The 16,456-nt window shown below is 62.6% G+C and carries 13 protein-coding genes and 1 riboswitch; of the genes, 6 read left to right on the top strand and 7 right to left on the bottom strand.

All coding sequences use genetic code 11. The features are described from left to right. The first annotated feature begins 10 nt into the window (after window positions 1–10). A complete protein-coding gene (gene msbA / locus ACFY9W_RS10905; protein ID WP_391129578.1) occupies window positions 11–1,819 on the top strand; it encodes a lipid A export permease/ATP-binding protein MsbA in 1,809 nt (602 codons plus the stop codon). A 130-nt stretch (window positions 1,820–1,949) separates the two neighbouring features. After that, complete coding sequence (gene hldE / locus ACFY9W_RS10900) at window positions 1,950–3,371, top strand: bifunctional D-glycero-beta-D-manno-heptose-7-phosphate kinase/D-glycero-beta-D-manno-heptose 1-phosphate adenylyltransferase HldE (protein ID WP_391129575.1); 1,422 nt, start codon at window positions 1,950–1,952, stop codon at window positions 3,369–3,371. Between the two features lie 115 nt (window positions 3,372–3,486). On the opposite strand, the gene ACFY9W_RS10895 is transcribed toward hldE, so the two are convergent. The 4 genes from ACFY9W_RS10895 to ACFY9W_RS10880 form a co-directional block, all read right to left on the bottom strand. Next, window positions 3,487–4,455 (bottom strand): metal ABC transporter ATPase, encoded by a 969-nt coding sequence (locus ACFY9W_RS10895; RefSeq protein ID WP_391129572.1) that lies wholly within the window; start codon window positions 4,453–4,455, stop codon window positions 3,487–3,489. Window positions 4,456–4,507: 52 nt separating this feature from the next. After that, entirely contained in the window at window positions 4,508–5,320 is an 813-nt protein-coding gene (locus ACFY9W_RS10890; protein WP_391129569.1) for an aldo/keto reductase, read from the bottom strand. Then, window positions 5,317–6,492, bottom strand: coding sequence for an FAD-dependent oxidoreductase (locus tag ACFY9W_RS10885; protein WP_391129566.1), 1,176 nt, complete (start codon window positions 6,490–6,492; stop codon window positions 5,317–5,319). Before ACFY9W_RS10885 ends, ACFY9W_RS10890 begins: the two co-directional genes overlap by 4 nt. A 192-nt stretch (window positions 6,493–6,684) precedes the next feature. Continuing rightward, entirely contained in the window at window positions 6,685–7,017 is a 333-nt protein-coding gene (locus tag ACFY9W_RS10880; protein ID WP_391129563.1) for an SMR family transporter, read from the bottom strand. Between the two features lie 87 nt (window positions 7,018–7,104). Here ACFY9W_RS10880 and ACFY9W_RS10875 point away from each other — a divergent pair, with 87 nt between their 5' ends. Continuing rightward, window positions 7,105–7,995: a LysR family transcriptional regulator gene (locus tag ACFY9W_RS10875; RefSeq protein ID WP_105946333.1), complete on the top strand. Its 891-nt coding sequence runs from the start codon at window positions 7,105–7,107 to the stop codon at window positions 7,993–7,995. Window positions 7,996–8,044: 49 nt separating this feature from the next. Here ACFY9W_RS10875 and ACFY9W_RS10870 read toward each other — a convergent pair whose 3' ends face one another. Then, window positions 8,045–8,833, bottom strand: a complete 789-nt coding sequence (locus ACFY9W_RS10870) for an RHS repeat-associated core domain-containing protein (RefSeq protein ID WP_391129560.1) — start codon at window positions 8,831–8,833, stop codon at window positions 8,045–8,047. Window positions 8,834–9,033: 200 nt separating this feature from the next. Here ACFY9W_RS10870 and waaA point away from each other — a divergent pair, with 200 nt between their 5' ends. Beyond that, on the top strand, window positions 9,034–10,305 hold the full coding sequence (waaA, locus tag ACFY9W_RS10865; RefSeq protein WP_391129558.1) for a lipid IV(A) 3-deoxy-D-manno-octulosonic acid transferase: 1,272 nt from the start codon (window positions 9,034–9,036) through the stop codon (window positions 10,303–10,305). Window positions 10,306–10,419: 114 nt separating this feature from the next. Here waaA and ACFY9W_RS10860 read toward each other — a convergent pair whose 3' ends face one another. Then, complete coding sequence (locus ACFY9W_RS10860) at window positions 10,420–11,853, bottom strand: TolC family outer membrane protein (protein ID WP_391129555.1); 1,434 nt, start codon at window positions 11,851–11,853, stop codon at window positions 10,420–10,422. Between the two features lie 159 nt (window positions 11,854–12,012). Beyond that, window positions 12,013–12,119, top strand: a riboswitch (TPP riboswitch). A 156-nt stretch (window positions 12,120–12,275) separates the two neighbouring features. On the opposite strand from ACFY9W_RS10860, the gene thiC reads away from it, so the two are divergent. Together thiC and cytX are read left to right on the top strand one after the other, a co-directional pair. Further along, window positions 12,276–14,156, top strand: coding sequence for a phosphomethylpyrimidine synthase ThiC (thiC, locus tag ACFY9W_RS10855; protein WP_391129552.1), 1,881 nt, complete (start codon window positions 12,276–12,278; stop codon window positions 14,154–14,156). Between the two features lie 159 nt (window positions 14,157–14,315). Next, window positions 14,316–15,599 (top strand): putative hydroxymethylpyrimidine transporter CytX, encoded by a 1,284-nt coding sequence (cytX, locus tag ACFY9W_RS10850; RefSeq protein ID WP_391129550.1) that lies wholly within the window; start codon window positions 14,316–14,318, stop codon window positions 15,597–15,599. Here the strand turns inward: cytX and ACFY9W_RS10845 are convergent. Beyond that, entirely contained in the window at window positions 15,568–16,314 is a 747-nt protein-coding gene (locus ACFY9W_RS10845; RefSeq protein ID WP_391129547.1) for a DUF3298 domain-containing protein, read from the bottom strand. The genes cytX and ACFY9W_RS10845 overlap by 32 nt on opposite strands. Between the last annotated feature and the right edge of the window lie 142 nt (window positions 16,315–16,456).

Below are 16,456 nucleotides of genomic sequence, written 5' to 3'. Positions count from 1 at the left end.
GAGCTCGATAATGGCCGAAACACCGCGACCGGCGGAGCACACCTCCAGCCTGAAGATCTACTTCCGGCTGCTGAGCTATGTGAAACCCTATGTTGGCATTTTCCTGCTGAGCATTGTCGGTTTCGTGATCTTTGCCTCGACCCAGCCGATGCTGGCCGGCATTCTCAAGTATTTCGTCGATGGGCTGAGCAACCCCGAAGCGGTGTTGTTCCCCAACGTGCCCTACCTGCGCGACCTGCAATTGCTGCAGGCGGTACCGCTGCTGATCATCCTGATTGCGGCGTGGCAGGGCCTGGGTTCGTTCCTCGGCAACTACTTCCTGGCCAAGGTGTCCTTGTGCCTGGTGCATGACCTGCGCGTGGAATTGTTCAACAAGCTGCTGGTGCTGCCTAACCGCTACTTCGACAACCACAACTCCGGGCACCTGATTTCGCGCATCACCTTCAACGTGACCATGGTTACCGGCGCTGCGACCGACGCCATCAAGGTCGTGATCCGCGAAGGCCTGACCGTGGTGTTCCTGTTCGCCTACCTGCTGTGGATGAACTGGCACCTGACCCTTGTGATGGTTGCCATCCTGCCGGTGATCGCGGTGATGGTGAGCGTGGCCAGCAAGAAATTCCGCAAGCAGAGCAAGAAGATCCAGGTGGCCATGGGTGACGTGACCCACGTTGCCTCGGAAACCATCCAGGGCTACCGCGTGGTGCGCAGCTTTGGTGGCGAGGCTTACGAGGAGCAGCGCTTCAGCAAGGCCAGCCAGAGCAACACCGACAAACAGCTGCGCATGACCAAGACCGGCTCGCTGTATACGCCAATGCTGCAACTGGTGATCTACAGCGCCATGGCCGCACTGATGTTCCTGGTACTGTTCCTGCGCGGTGAGTCCACCGCTGGCGACCTGGTGGCCTACATCACTGCTGCCGGCCTGCTGCCCAAGCCGATTCGTCAGCTTTCGGAAGTCAGCTCCACGATCCAGAAGGGCCTGGCAGGTGCCGAGAGCATCTTCGAGCAGCTGGACGAAGAGCCCGAAGTGGACACCGGCACCGTCGAGAAGGAGCGGGTGGAAGGGCGCCTTGAAGTGCGCAACCTGAGCTTCACCTACCCGGGTACCGAGCGTGAAGTGCTGAGCGATATCAGCTTTGTCGCCGAGCCCGGGCAGATGATTGCCCTGGTCGGCCGCTCCGGCAGTGGCAAGTCGACGCTGGCGGCGCTGATCCCGCGCTTCTACCACCACGACCAAGGGCAAATCCTGCTGGATGGCGTGGAAATCGAGAATTACCGCCTGCGCAACCTGCGCCGCCATGTGTCCCAGGTTACCCAGCACGTCACCCTGTTCAACGACACCGTGGCCAACAACATTGCCTATGGCGACCTGGCCGGCGCCCCGCGCGCCGACATCGAGGCTGCTGCGGCCGATGCCTATGCCAAGGAGTTTGTCGACCGGTTGCCGAAAGGCTTTGATACCGATGTGGGTGAAAACGGCGTGCTGCTCTCCGGTGGCCAGCGCCAGCGCCTGGCAATTGCCCGGGCGCTGCTGAAGAACGCGCCGCTGCTGATCCTCGACGAAGCCACCTCGGCGCTGGATACCGAGTCCGAGCGGCACATCCAGGCTGCCCTGGACCATGTGATGCAGGGCCGCACCACGCTGGTGATCGCCCACCGCCTGTCGACCATCGAAAAGGCCGACCAGATCCTGGTCATGGACCAGGGCCGCCTGGTCGAGCGCGGTACCCATGCCGAGCTGCTCGCGGCCAATGGCCATTATGCCCGCCTGCATGCCATGGGGCTGGATGAGCCGGCCAAGGCCGATATCACCTGAACCTACCTTGATCGGGGCCATTGCGGCCCCGATTGTCACGGGAATTTTCCGGGGGTGATCTGGCCATAAAGCCGTCGTCTACCCTGTGCTAATATCCTGCCCCTGTTCATTATTTCCATATGGGTTGCCCATGAAGTTGTCCATGCCGCGTTTCGATCAAGCCCCGGTACTGGTGGTCGGCGATGTCATGCTCGACCGCTACTGGCATGGCGGTACTTCGCGTATCTCGCCTGAAGCGCCAGTGCCGGTGGTAAAGGTCGATCAGATCGAGGATCGCCCCGGCGGCGCGGCCAACGTTGCCTTGAACATCGCCGCCCTGGGCGCACCGGCTTCATTGATCGGTGTCACTGGCCAGGATGAGGCCGCCGACAGCCTGGCCAACAGCCTGCAGGCTGCTGGCGTGCGCTCGGTGTTCCAGCGCATCGCGCACCAGCCGACCATCGTCAAGCTGCGGGTCATGAGCCGCCACCAGCAGCTGCTGCGTATCGATTTCGAAGAGCCGTTCGCCACCGACCCGCTGTCGCTGGGCGCGGAGGTCGACAGCCTGCTGGAAGGCGTCAAGGTGCTGGTCCTGTCTGACTACGGCAAGGGCGCACTGAAAAACCACCAGAGCCTGATCCAGGCGGCGCGGGCCAAGGGCATTCCGGTGTTGGCCGACCCCAAGGGCAAGGACTTTTCCATCTACCGCGGTGCCAGCCTGATCACCCCGAATCTCAGCGAGTTCGAGACCATCGTTGGCCGCTGTGCCGATGAGGCTGACCTGGTTGCCAAAGGCGTGCAGCTACTGCAAGACCTGGACCTGGGCGCCTTGCTGGTAACCCGCGGCGAGCACGGCATGACCCTGCTGCGCACGGGCCAGCCAGCGTTGCACCTGCCGGCGCGGGCGCGTGAAGTGTTCGATGTGACCGGTGCCGGTGATACCGTCATCTCCACCCTCGCTGCGGCCATTGCGGCTGGCGAGGACCTGCCGCACGCGGTGGCCTTGGCCAACCTGGCGGCTGGCATTGTGGTCGGCAAGCTGGGTACGGCTGCTATCAGTGCCCCCGAGCTGCGCCGTGCCATCCAGCGTGAAGAAGGCTCCGAACGCGGCGTACTGGGCCTGGAGCAACTGCTACTGGCCATCGATGATGCGCGGGCGCACAAAGAGAAAATCGTCTTCACCAACGGCTGCTTCGACATCCTGCACGCTGGGCATGTCACCTACCTGGAACAGGCGCGGGCCCAAGGCGATCGTCTGATCGTCGCGGTCAACGACGACGCCTCGGTCAGCCGCTTGAAAGGGCCGGGCCGGCCGATCAACAGCGTTGACCGGCGCATGGCGGTACTGGCCGGGCTGGGTGCGGTGGATTGGGTCATCAGCTTCCCAGAGGGCACGCCGGAAAACCTGCTAAGCCAGGTGAAGCCGGATGTGCTGGTCAAGGGCGGCGACTATGGCATTGACCAGGTGGTGGGTGCCGATATCGTCAAGGCCTATGGCGGCACCGTGAAGGTGTTGGGGCTGGTCGAGAACAGCTCGACTACGGCCATTGTCGAGAAAATCCGCAAGAACTGATGCGTTGGGGCTGCTGTGCAGCCCTTCGCGGGCACGCCCGCTCCCACAGAGTAGAGTCGCGTTTACCCTGTGGGAGCGGGCGTGCCCGCGAAGGGCCGCACAGCGGCCCCATTCATTACTTATGCAGTGAGGTACGCGCCCGCTCCAGCAATGCCCGTGCCTTGTCACCAAACCGCTGCAGGTGCGACGCCTGCACCGGCTTGCTCTCCACCAGCCCCTTCTGTTTCACCCAGTCCTTCCAGCGCACTCGCTCATCCTTCACTACCCAGCCTTCCTGCCGGGCGAAGCTTTCTGCCAGGTACAGCCCGCGGGTACTCGCCGGTACCAGCTCATCCTTCTTCAGCGTGTACAGCTCAGCCAGCGGCTGGCCGTCCTTCAGCGGCATCAGGTACAGGTCGGGCCGTTTGCGGTTGAGCCGCGCCACCAGCTGCCCGCCCTCCAGCCGTTCGTCAACGTGGAACAGGCTGAGTTTCTTGACTTCCCGGGGCACCTGCAGGCGCATGTCGTAGATCAGCTGTAGCGAAGCGGTGGGCAAGTGCACATAGGCCCTCGGCCGCTCCAGCAGCATCAGGTTGCCGCAGTGAACGGGCCGGGCAGCGCCGGATTCCGGAGCCAGCAAGAAGTGCGGTGTTTCGCGATAGTGCAAGGCTGCGGCGTAGGGGACGGGCAGCCAGGTATCGTTGAAACGCCCGCCCAGCCAGCCTTCCGGGGTTTCCAGCAGGCATTCCTCAGCCACTTCCTGTACAGCCGTGTGCAAAGGCAGGTTCAGCTCCTGCGCGGGTACGTAGCCAGAAATCAGTTTCAGCACCACATCGCCCCGGTCTTGCCGGCGCTGGCGTACCAGTACCCAGTAATCGCGGTTCTGCCAATGCAGGGTAAGGCGCACCGACACACCCAGGTTGGCCAGTTCGACCACGAAACGCTGCGTGTCGGGCAGCTGGATAGCCTTGCGCCGCTGCTGGGTCTGGGCAAAGTTCAGCGGCATGCCGATGCTCTGGTAGATCAGCCCATCGGGTGTGGCTTCGACATGCAGTGGCAGTGTCTTGAAGTTGCTCGGGTTCTTGCGGATCAGCGTTCGCGCCACGAGGCTCCTCCTTGCGTCGGGTCATTCGCCTGGCCCTTGGGCCGGGGGTAACTCAGTGCTGGCCCAGGATACGGGCGACGGTGGCCACGTTGTGGGCCAGGTGCAGCGGGTTGATGGTGCCGACGATAGCACTGCTGACGCCCGGGTGGGCGAACAACAGCTCAAAGCTGGCCTGCACCGGGTCAACGCCCGGGGCCAGGCAGACATGCCCACTGGCCAAGGCTTTCTTTACCAGGATGGCCTTGCCATGTTCGGCAGCGTAGTCCAGCACCGGGCGTTCTGCCTGCTCGTTGAGGTTGTAGGTGACCATGGCACAGTCGCCCTGTTCCAAGGCCTTCAGGCCGCCGGCCACGGTCTTGCCAGACAGGCCGAAGCCGAGGATCTTGCCTTCCTGCTTCAGCGCCGCCAGGGTCTGGTAGACCTCCTGCTGTTCAAGAATCGCCAGGTCGTTGCCGTCGGAATGCACCAGCACCAGTTCGATGCGGTCGGTTTCCAGGCGGCGCAGGCTGCGTTCCACCGAGCGGCGGGTGTGGGCGGCAGTGAAGTCGAAGTGCGACTGGCCGTTGTCGAACTCCTCACCGACCTTGCTGACGATTACCCACTCATCACGTTGGCCCCGTAGCAACGGGCCCAGGCGTTCTTCGCTGCGGCCATAGGCCGGAGCGGTGTCGATGAGGTTGATCCCCAGCTCGCGGGCCTGGGCCAACAACAGGCGGGCTTCGTCGTCGCCGGGGATGGTAAAGCCGGTGGGGTACTTCACGCCTTGGTCGCGCCCCAACTTGACCGTACCCAGGCCCAGCGGTGAAACCCTGAAACCGGTGCTGCCCAACGGGCGGTGGAAGTCATGCAGGGTAGGCAGGCTCATGGCAGCAATTGCTCCCAGGCCGGTACGCCAAGCGGCGGGCGTGGCAGGCCAGCCAGGTCGGCCTGGGCCTGTGGGCGGATACCGTCGCGCTCCAGGTGGCTGATGACCCGGTCGCTGAAGTCTGGCGCCAGCGCCAGCTTCGTCGGCCAGCCGACCAGCAAGCGTTCCTGGTCGGCGAGGAAGGCGTTGTCCGGGCGCACCAGGCCTGATTGTGCTGGCTCTGCGCGGTCCACCCGCAGGGTGGCCCAGCGCACCTGGCTTTGGTCTACCCATGGCAGCAGGCTGGCGATTTCCTTTTGTGCTGCGGCAATCTGCGCGGCCGGCTCGCGGGCGACGCCATCGGCTTCGGCCAGGTCGCCACCCAGATACCAGACCCATTGGCCATCGGCAGCCGGGTGGGTGGTGACGGTCACCCGCGGCTTGGGCCCGCCGCCCAGGCAGTGGGCATACAGCGGTTTCAGGTTGGCGCCCTTGGCCATGACCATGTGCAGCGGCCGTGTTTGCATGGCTGGCTGGTTCAGGCCCAGGGCGTGCAGCAGGTCTTCGGTGCCAGCGCCAGCGCTAAGCACGACGCGCTGGGCACGAATGTCGCGGCCATCGACGCGCAGGCCGACCAGTTCGTCATTTTCGCGCAGCGGCTCGATGCGTTCGCCGGCCAGCAGGCTGTCGCCCGCCAGTTCGGCCAGGTTGGCCAGCAAGGTGGGTACGTCGATGACCAGCTCGGCCAGGCGGTAGACCTTACCCTTGAAGGCACGGTCTTGCAGGGCAGGCGGCAGCTGCTCGCCTTTCACCTGGTCGACCCGGCCGCGCACGGCTTTGCTGGCGAAAAAGCTGGTCAGGTTGCCGGCCAGGGTGCCTGGCGACCACAGGTAGTGGGCATCGGATAGCAGGCGGGTGCCGGCAAGATCCAGCTCGCCGCTGCCGCTCAAGGCTTCGCGCCAGCGGCGCGGCATGTCGGCAATGGCTTCCGAGGCGCCGGTCAGCGCGCCGTGCAGGGCGTACTTGGTGCCGCCATGGATAATGCCCTGGGACTTGATAGTCTGCTCACCACCAAGGCTGGCGCGCTCCACCAGCACTGTCGAGTACCCCATGCGGCGCAGGCGTGCATTGAGCCAGAGGCCTGCGACCCCGGCGCCGACGATCAGTACGTCAGTGGAAATGGCAGATGGCATGGCGGTACCTCGAAGACTGGGACAGCTGGCAAGTATACAGGGTCGGGCAAAAGGGGGCTGCTATGCAGCCCATCGCGACACAAGGCCGCTCCCACAGGAAACGTGCAAATACTGAAGCCTACGCGGTTCCCTGTGGGAGCGGCCTTGTGTCGCGATGGGCCGCAAAGCGGCCCCAAAATCCAGAGGCCAACCTCAATGCCCGGCAGTCTTGGAGAACAGCTGAATCACCACCACCCCACCCACGATCATGGCCATGCCCAGCATCGCCGGCACATCCAGCTTCTGCCCGTAGATTACCAGCGCCGCCACACTGATCAGCACAATCCCCAGTCCCGACCAGATTGCATAGGCGATCCCCACTGGAATGCTGCGTACCACCAGGGTCAGCATCCAGAATGCGATCCCGTAGCCAACAACCATCAGCAGCAACGGCAATGGTGTGCTCAGGCCCTTCATCGCTTTCATCGAGGCGGTGGCGATCACTTCGGCGCAGATGGCGATGGCGAGGTAGGTGTAGGCATTCATGGCGGGATCCTCCGGTAACTGGTCGGGCATTCTAGACGTTACGTAGATGGGGTAAAGTCATTACCTATCAATAGGGGAGATAGGTTGATGGCCGAGCAGTGGAACCTTGAGCAACTGCGTACGTTCCTGCGTGTCGCTGAACTGCGCTCGTTCTCCGCCGTGGCCCGCGAGCAGCGCAAGGCGCAGTCGGCTATCAGCAGCGCAATTGCCCTGCTTGAAACGGACTTGGGTGTCACCTTGTTCGAGCGCAGCAGTGGCCGGCAACCAAAGCTGACCGAAAACGGTAGCGCGTTGCTGGAAGACGCCCGTGAGCTGCTGCGCCAGTGCGAACGCCTGGATGGCCGCGCCCTGGCACTGATGCGCGGGCAAGAGGCGTTGCTGCGGGTGGCTCAGGACGAAGCCATGCCTTACCAGCCGGTGATCGACAGCCTGGACGAACTCGCCAGTCGCTTTCCATTTCTGGAAGTGCAACTGGCCAGTGGCGCTCAAGGGGATGTGGCGCGCAAGCTGGTGGAGCGGCGGGCCGACCTGGGCCTGTTCTTTCACCATGAAAGCATGCCGGCATCACTGGAGCGGCGCGCCCTGGGCAGTGTGGAGATGGTCACGGTGTGCGCCGTCGGCCATCCGCTTGCAGGTGAGGGCCGGGTCACCCGCCAGCAACTGGCACGCCACCGGCAACTCCTCATCACGCCACAGCAAAGCGGCTACCCCGGCGGCGAGGCAGTCAGCCCGCAGGTGTGGCGTGCCGACAGCTTCTACGCCATGGCCGAATTGCTGATGCGCGGCCTGGGCTGGGCCTGGCTGCCGCGGCATGTGGTGCAGTACCCGACTTATCAGGCGCATATGGTCGAGCTGGACAGCGAGTGGCGCCCGCCGGCACTGGTGGCAGAGCTGGCCTGGCGCCGTGATGAGCCACTGGGGCCTGCTGCGCAGTGGCTGGCCGAGCGCTTTGCGGTTCACTTGCGCGCGATTGGTTAATTTCTGAATGTATTGGCACGTAAAGAGCCGATTCCGCAATAAGTTAATATTAGGCGGTCGGATCAGTTCGGATGTGCATGAGATAATCTCGGCTGTCACTAATATCAAAGCGATAACCTGCCCGAATTTCATTGATTTTCAAGTCGAATAGGTATAAGGCTTCATCCCGGGTTAATTTATTTGCTTGATAATTTCGTAACGTTTCGGCGTCTGCAAAATCATAACCGGTTAGTTGATATGGGCTTGAATCGCTGTCCGCTTTGAGAATGGCGGCATCATGCATTATTAATGTCTTGGATTTTCTACTGGAAAGGACTGATAAATCTCGGTTTAGGCTAGGATAAGCTGTGCGGAGGTGTTCCATTTCTGGGCCATTTAGGTAGCTGGAAACTTTTTCTAGTACGGGCCGTTGCGTAAGGATAACAGGGGGTTTAATTCTATGCTTTTCTCTATCAGCATTGCCGAGTTTACTGGGGCCTACAAAGATGCGACCAACTTTTTTTTGGATCTGTTTTTGGAATAGTCGAACCCTGCCACTGGGGTCACTATAATTGATAGGGTCTCCCGAGCAATAGCTGTATGTGTTGATTCCCCCTCTTTCAAACGGGCTCAGTCGATCCGGTGAGATAAATCTCATCAAGGGCGGTCTGTACGGGCGATGGCCAAGACCGAGATGATAAATTTGCATTTCGCAGTTCCAATACTCTGCGTTATAGCGAATCAATGCCGTAGGGGTAAGGGAAGTGAAATGGCCGTAGGGCGAGTAGGTTAGGATTGAGGGCGGAATGCGCTTGCTTTGGGTGATGTTTCGATCACTTTTGAACGTGGGTTTGTTCACGGGTCTGCGCCTGAGTTGTGTGACACGTTGATATTAGAAACATGGTCGCCGGTAATCGGATACTGGCAAAAGTGATAGGCGTGCCGCCCTGGACGGTTGTGGGTGACGAAGCAAGGCAACCGTCCAAGGCGGGGTGAATAAGTAGATGTTTTGCGGTCAGCTGGTCTCTGCCAAGCTGGTTCCTAGTACACTCCGCCCCCATGAACAGAACTCTCTATACCTTGCTGTTTCACCTGGGCCTGCCGCTGGTCGCGCTGCGCCTGTACCTGCGCGCACGCAAGGCGCCGGCCTATGGCCAGCGTATCGGCGAGCGCTTTGCGTTCAAGCTGCCAGTCATGCGCCAAGGTGGCATCTGGGTGCATGCAGTGTCTGTGGGCGAAAGCATTGCCGCCGCGCCCATGGTGCGCGCCTTGCTCAAGGCCTACCCCGAGTTGCCGATCACGCTTACCTGCATGACACCGACCGGTTCCGAGCGCATTCGCGCCATGTTCGCCGACGAACCGCGCCTGCAGCATTGCTACCTGCCCTACGACCTGCCGTGGGCGGCCGGGCGTTTTCTCGACCATGTGCAGCCCAAACTGGGCATCATCATGGAAACCGAGCTGTGGCCCAATCACATCCACCAGTGTGCCAAACGCGGTATTCCCGTGGCGCTGGCCAATGCGCGTCTGTCCGAGCGCTCGGCGCGTGGTTATGGGCGCTTTGCCAAGCTGACCCGGCCGATGCTGGCAGAGATGAGCCTGATCGCCGTGCAAACGCAAACCGAGGCGCAGCGCTTCCGTGATCTGGGTGCGCGTCCTGAGTGCGTGCAGGTCACCGGTTCGATCAAGTTCGACCTGAAGATCGATGAGCAACTGCTACCCCGTGCCAAGGCATTGCGTGCGCAGTGGGGGGCGCAGCAGCGCCCGGTGTGGATTGCGGCCAGCACCCATGAAGGTGAGGACGCGTTGGTCCTGCAGGCGCACCGGCAGTTGTTGCAGGTGCATGGTGATGCCTTGCTGATCCTGGTACCGCGCCACCCCGAGCGCTTCAACGCGGTGCATGCGCTTTGCAGCGAGCAGTTCACGACCGTGCGCCGCTCTGCCGGCGCCCCGGTCGATGCGCAGACGCAGGTACTGCTTGGCGACACCATGGGCGAGTTGCTGTTCCTTTACGCCTTGGCCGACATTGCCTTTGTCGGCGGCAGCCTGGTGGCAACCGGTGGTCACAACCCGCTGGAGCCGGCGGCGCTGGCCTTGCCGGTGATCATGGGGCCGCATGTGTTCAACTTCCTTGAAATCAGCGCGATGCTGCGCGAGGCAGGGGCGTTGCAGCAGGTGGACGATGCCGACGGGCTGGCCGGGGCGGTACGGCGGCTGGTGGAGTTGCCGCAGGATGCGCAGCGCATGGGCGAGGCGGGCAGGGCGGTGATGCGGGCCAATCAAGGTGCGTTGCAGCGCTTGCTCGATGGCCTGGCTGCGCTAATCCGCTGATATTTGCGTTGGCTTCTTCGCGGGCTCGCCCGCTCCCACAGGATTGATGCAGGGTTCGAGGGCTGCGCAATCCCTGTGGGAGCGGGCGAGCCCGCGAAGAAGCCAGTACCTATCTCAAGGCCTACGCTCAAAGTTCTTGGCGGCAGCTGCAGCCAGGTCCGGCGGCAAGAAGTCCTTGTCCGGGTTGTAGTCGGCTTTCAGGTACCGCCCCAGGTCCTGCAGATCCTGTGGGCTCAACGTACCGGCCGCCTGCTTCAGGCTCAGGTTGTCGAGGATGTAGTCATAGCGGCTGTTGTTGTAATCCCTCACCGAGGTATACAGCTGGCGCTGGGCATCAAGCACATCAACGATGTTGCGGGTACCGACCTGGTAACCGATTTCAGTGGCCTCCAGCGCACTCTGGTTGGAGATGATCGACTGCTTGCGTGCCTGTACCTGCTCCACGTCGGTGTTCACCGCGCGGTGCAGGTTGCGGGTGTTCTCCACCACCTGGCGGCGCAGGCTTTCGCGCTGCTGTTCGCTCTGGCTCAGGCGCTGATAAGCCTCGCGTACCTGCGAGCTGGTCAGGCCACCGCTGTAGATCGGGATGTTCAGTTGCAGGCCAACGCTGGTCTGTTCGACATCGCCGCTGTAGCGCACGCCCAGTTGCGAGGGGTTGGTGAAGCCGAGGCTGTCGTTGTCACCCTTTTGATACTTCGCCACCGCATCCAGCGTCGGCGCGTGGCCAGCCTTGCGCTGGCGCAGGGTTTCTTCGGCGGCAGAAACCGCATAGTTGGTGGCCAGCAGGTTGAGGTTCTGGCGCCCGGCGGTTTCGACCCAGGCCTTGGCGTCGTTTGGCGTTGGCACCTGCACGGGCAGGGTATGCACCACGCCTTGAATCGAGGTGTATTCACGGTTGGTCAGGGTGACCAGCGCTTCAAAGGCATCCTGCACCTGGCGCTCGGCAATGATCCGGTTGGCCCGGGCCGTGTCGTAGCTGGCCTGGGATTGCAGCACGTCGGTCTTGTCCGACAGGCCCACATCGAAACGCTCGTTGGACTGGTCCAGCTGGCGCTTGAACGCGGCTTCCTCGGCCTTGGTGGCGGCCAGGTTGTCCTGGGCGCGCAGCACGGCGAAGTAATTCTGCGCAGTCTGCAGGATCAGGTTCTGTTCAGTGGCCGACAGCTCCAGCGCAGCCTGCTCGTTGACTGCCTCGGCTGCCTGCAACTGGAACCAGCGGTCAGCGCGGAAGATTGGCTGGGCCAGGGTTGCGCTCCACGAGTTGCCGCTGCGGTTGGAGGTGATGGACGGCTCGTCCAGCTTGGTGCGGGTGTTCATCATTTCGGCGCCAGCCGACAGGTTTGGCAACAGTCCGGCGCGGGCCTGGGGCACCACTTCGCGGCGGGCGCCATAATCGGCGCGGGCAGCGGCCAGGTCGGCGTTGTTGTCCACGGCCTCCTGATAGACGCTGACCAAGTCGGTCTTCACTGTTGGGGGCATGTCCGCTGCCCAGACCACTCCGTTGGACGCACAAGACACGGCTATCGCCAGTGAGAGTTTGCGCAGCATAGAGGCAATCCTTGTACGAAAGTAATTACTGAACTGTTGAGTATCGAGCGACGGGCCAGTGTAGTGCCATGCGCCCCCGGCAACAATCGCCTGGTGTGCCTTTCATCAATCGCGCATTTACCCGCTTGGCTTTGCCGACCACTCCAGCTTAGACTGCGCATGTTCTTGTCGGGGTGCCTTGAAGCAAAGGCTGAGATCGCAGAGGTGCGGATCCCGTTGAACCTGATCAGGTTAGCGCCTGCGTAGGGAACAAGATTGCTCGCCTTCCCGGGGAGCCTCTTGTGCCAGGTCCGGGAATGTCGCAGCTGCATGCAGCTTCAGGCACCCCCGTATCCGGCACTGCACCCGTCAAGGGGTGCGTCCGCGTCTTTCAGGTTCTCCCCCGACATTCCACTGCTAGGAAGCCGTCTGGAGAGCCTGTGATGACCAAACAAGAAAAAGCGATCAACCTCAGCGAATCGGCGCAAGTCGATCAGCAGTCCGTGCAACCGTTCCGCCGTTCGCGCAAGATCTATGTCGAAGGCTCGCGTCCGGACATCCGCGTACCCATGCGCGAAATCAGCCTGGACGATACCCCTACCGATTTTGGTGGCGAAACCAACGCCCCGGTACTGGTCTACGACACGTCCGGCCCGTACACCGACCCCAATGTGATCATCGACGTACGCAAAGGCCTGGGCGATGTGCGCTCGGCCTGGATCGAGGCACGGGGTGACACCGAGCGCCTCGCCGGCCTGAGCTCCGACTTCGGCCAGCAGCGCCTGAACGACGCCGAGCTGGCCAAGCTGCGCTTCGCCCACGTGCGCAACCCGCGTCGGGCCAAGGCGGGCGCCAACGTCTCGCAGATGCACTATGCCCGCCAGGGCATCATCACCGCAGAGATGGAGTACGTGGCCATCCGCGAAAACATGAAGCTGCAAGAGGCCCGCGCCGCCGGTCTGCTCAAGGAGCAGCACGCAGGCCACAGCTTCGGTGCCAACATCCCGAAAGAAATCACCCCCGAATTCGTCCGCGAGGAAGTTGCCCGCGGCCGCGCGATCATTCCGGCCAACATCAACCACCCGGAAGTGGAGCCGATGATCATCGGCCGCAATTTCCTGGTGAAGATCAACGGCAACATCGGCAACAGCGCGCTGGGCTCCTCGATCGAGGAAGAAGTGGCCAAGCTGACCTGGGGCATCCGCTGGGGCTCGGACACGGTCATGGACCTGTCTACCGGCAAGCACATTCACGAAACCCGTGAGTGGATCATCCGCAACTCGCCGGTGCCGATCGGTACCGTGCCGATCTACCAGGCGCTGGAAAAGGTCAACGGCGTGGCCGAAGACCTGACCTGGGAGCTGTTCCGCGACACCCTGATCGAGCAGGCCGAGCAAGGCGTGGACTACTTCACCATCCACGCCGGTGTGCTGCTGCGCTATGTGCCGCTGACCGCCAAGCGCGTTACCGGCATCGTCAGCCGTGGTGGCTCGATCATGGCCAAGTGGTGCCTGGCGCACCACAAGGAAAACTTCCTGTACACCCACTTCGACGAAATCTGCGAAATCATGAAGGCCTACGACGTCAGCTTCTCGCTGGGCGACGGCCTGCGCCCTGGCTCGATTGCCGACGCCAACGACGCCGCGCAGTTCGGTGAGCTGGAAACCCTCGGCGAGCTGACCAAGATCGCCTGGAAGCACGATGTGCAGTGCATGATCGAAGGCCCGGGCCACGTGCCGATGCAGCTGATCAAGGAGAACATGGACAAGCAGCTGGAGTGCTGCGACGAGGCGCCGTTCTACACCCTCGGCCCGCTGACCACCGACATTGCCCCGGGCTACGACCACATCACTTCGGGTATTGGCGCGGCGATGATCGGCTGGTTCGGTTGCGCCATGCTCTGCTACGTCACGCCCAAGGAGCACCTGGGCCTGCCGAACAAGGACGACGTGAAAACCGGCATCATCACCTACAAGATCGCCGCACATGCCGCCGACCTTGCCAAGGGCCACCCGGGCGCGCAGATTCGTGACAACGCCTTGTCCAAGGCACGCTTCGAGTTCCGCTGGGAAGACCAGTTCAACCTCGGCCTGGACCCGGACACAGCGCGCGCCTTCCACGACGAGACCCTGCCGAAGGAATCGGCCAAGGTCGCGCACTTCTGCTCGATGTGCGGGCCGAAGTTCTGCTCGATGAAGATCACCCAGGAAGTGCGTGAATACGCCGCCAGGATCGAGACGGTGGACGTGTCGGTCGAAGAGGGCATGCGCGAGCAGGCCGAGCGGTTCCGCCAGGAAGGCAGCCAGCTGTACCACAAAGTCTAATCCGCAGCCTCTTTCTCTGTGGGAGCGGGCGCGTCGAGGCGTCGAACCGCCGCGAACAAGGGCGAAGCCCTTGCCATGCACCGCGGTACTTGCTTCGCGGGCATGCCCGCTCCCACAAGATGCAGTCTGCAACTCCTACTTTTTCCGGCGAACATAACAATGACCACCCCCAGCCAGTTCTCACCCGACCACCCGGTCCCCAACCACCAGCGCATCTTCGGCGCCCGCGATCTCTTCTCGCTGTGGTTTTCCCTCGGCATCGGCCTGATGGTGCTGCAAGTCGGCGCCATGTTGGCGCCAGGTCTTGGCCTTGCCGGTGCAGTGCTGGCCATCGCCCTGGGCACCGGTGTCGGTGTGCTGTTGCTGGGGGCGGCCGGGGTTATCGGCAGCGACACCGGCCTGTCTGCCATGGGCACCCTGAAACTCAGCCTGGGCAGCCACGGCGCGCGTTTGCCGGCGCTGCTCAACCTGCTGCAACTGGTGGGCTGGGGTGCGTTCGAGATCATCGTCATGCGCGATGCTGCCAGCTTGCTGGGTGCACGCACGTTTGGCGAAGACAGTGCCTGGAACAGCCCGATGCTCTGGACCGTGTGTTTCGGCGCCCTGGCCACCCTGCTGGCCGTCAGCGGGCCATTGGCCTTCGTGCGCAAGGTGCTGCGTGCCTGGGGTATCTGGTTGCTGCTGGGTGCGTGCATCTGGCTGACCTGGAACCTGTTCGCCAAGGCCGACCTGGCTGCGCTGTGGAACCGCGCCGGGGACGGCTCGATGTCGCTGGCGGTCGGCTTTGATATCGCCATTGCCATGCCGCTGTCCTGGCTGCCGCTGATCGCCGACTACTCGCGCTTCGCCCGCAATGGCAAGCATGTGTTCGGCGGCACGGTAGTGGGCTACTTCATCGGCAATACCTGGCTGATGAGCCTGGGCGTGGCCTACACACTGGCCTTCGCTGCCAGTGGTGAAGTCAATGCCCTGCTGCTGGCCCTGGCGGGCGCCGGCATGGGTATCCCGCTGCTGCTCATTCTGCTGGACGAGTCTGAAAAGGCCTTTGCCGACATCCACTCGGCTGCAGTTTCCACCGGTGTGCTGCTACCGCTGAAGGTCGAGCACCTGGCGCTGGCCGTCGGCGTGCTGTGCACCCTCATCGCCCTGCTGGCGCCCCTGGCCCAGTACGAGAACTTCCTGTTGCTGATCGGCTCGGTGTTCGCGCCACTGTTTGGCGTGGTGTTGATGGACCACTACGTGATCCGTCGCCGTCGCCTGCCGGCTCAGGTAGGTGGTTTGCACTGGCAGGCACTGGTGGCTTGGGTGGTCGGCGTAACGGCTTACCATGTCATCGCCACGCAAGCGCCGGACTTCGGCGCAACCCTGCCGGCACTGGTGCTGGCAGGGTTGCTGCACGGGCTGCTGAGCTTCAGCCGCGGCCGGGAAACAGTTCAGGCTTGAGTACGCCATTCAGGCGTGGGTATGGGATCTTCAGCTCCACGTGGCCCATGGAATAGGGCGCGATAGCGTAGACCTCATACTTGACCACCACTGCGCCGTACGTCAGGGCGATGTGCGGCGACTTCTTGAACGGCCAGGTTTTGACGAACTCGGCGTCCTTGTCCATGCCCACGCTCATCAGCCAGGCACGGTGAGACTCCTCGACGGTTTTCCAGAAGGTGTCTTCCTGGCCGGGCACCAGCATGTCCTGCAGGGTCAGCACCTTGTCCAGCTTGCGCGAATAGTTGATGAAACCGCGCCCCGGCATGCCGTGGGCGCCACCACTGTCCAGGTAGCTGGACAACTCGACGATCACCAGCCCGTCATGCTGCTCGCGTACCTTGGCTTGCAAATAGCTGCTGTTACGCTTGTCGGCACTGGCCAGGTATTGCTGCTCGTAGGCCTGCAAGGTGGCTGGCGCGGTGCCATGCTGATTATCTTCGGTCAGTTGCAGCAGGCGTTTTTCGACAATGGCGTCGAGTTTGGGCAGGGCCGGGAAGTGGACCATGTCGATGTTCACCAGCGGGCAGTCGCTTTCGCTGCAGCCGGGTTTGACATGCTCCCAGGCGTCGCGCTTGACCTCGAGCGGGGCCCGGTAGTTGGGCGTGAACAGGCTCTGGCAGGCGCCCAGAGCGAGTGCCAGCACGGCCACGGAAGTCAGTTTGACAAGTGTCATGATGATCCTTGCAGAACAGGGAAAAGTCGGCCTTTGACCGTCTGCGCGGCCTTCAGTTCGCCACTAAGCTAACAGAGTGAAGGCGAGCTGTCCTGAGTGTGCGAACGGTTGCCGGAAAGGGGTGAAACGCGAAAGCGTGCAG

This window comes from Pseudomonas sp. NPDC008258, assembly GCF_042956345.1.
In the GTDB taxonomy this organism is placed as follows: Bacteria; Pseudomonadota; Gammaproteobacteria; order Pseudomonadales; family Pseudomonadaceae; genus Aquipseudomonas.
Note: the sequence above shows the minus strand (reverse complement) of the source record. Positions and strands in the feature narration are given on the sequence as shown.

Coding starts and splice junctions, on each gene's coding strand:
- msbA (WP_391129578.1), top strand. CDS start 11: ATGGCCGAAACACCGCGACCGGCGGAGCACACCTCCAGCCTGAAGATC.
- hldE (WP_391129575.1), top strand. CDS start 1,950: ATGAAGTTGTCCATGCCGCGTTTCGATCAAGCCCCGGTACTGGTGGTC.
- ACFY9W_RS10890 (WP_391129569.1), bottom strand. CDS start 5,320: ATGAGCCTGCCTACCCTGCATGACTTCCACCGCCCGTTGGGCAGCACC.
- ACFY9W_RS10885 (WP_391129566.1), bottom strand. CDS start 6,492: ATGCCATCTGCCATTTCCACTGACGTACTGATCGTCGGCGCCGGGGTC.
- ACFY9W_RS10880 (WP_391129563.1), bottom strand. CDS start 7,017: ATGAATGCCTACACCTACCTCGCCATCGCCATCTGCGCCGAAGTGATC.
- ACFY9W_RS10875 (WP_105946333.1), top strand. CDS start 7,105: ATGGCCGAGCAGTGGAACCTTGAGCAACTGCGTACGTTCCTGCGTGTC.
- waaA (WP_391129558.1), top strand. CDS start 9,034: ATGAACAGAACTCTCTATACCTTGCTGTTTCACCTGGGCCTGCCGCTG.
- ACFY9W_RS10860 (WP_391129555.1), bottom strand. CDS start 11,853: ATGCTGCGCAAACTCTCACTGGCGATAGCCGTGTCTTGTGCGTCCAAC.
- thiC (WP_391129552.1), top strand. CDS start 12,276: ATGACCAAACAAGAAAAAGCGATCAACCTCAGCGAATCGGCGCAAGTC.
- cytX (WP_391129550.1), top strand. CDS start 14,316: ATGACCACCCCCAGCCAGTTCTCACCCGACCACCCGGTCCCCAACCAC.
- ACFY9W_RS10845 (WP_391129547.1), bottom strand. CDS start 16,314: ATGACACTTGTCAAACTGACTTCCGTGGCCGTGCTGGCACTCGCTCTG.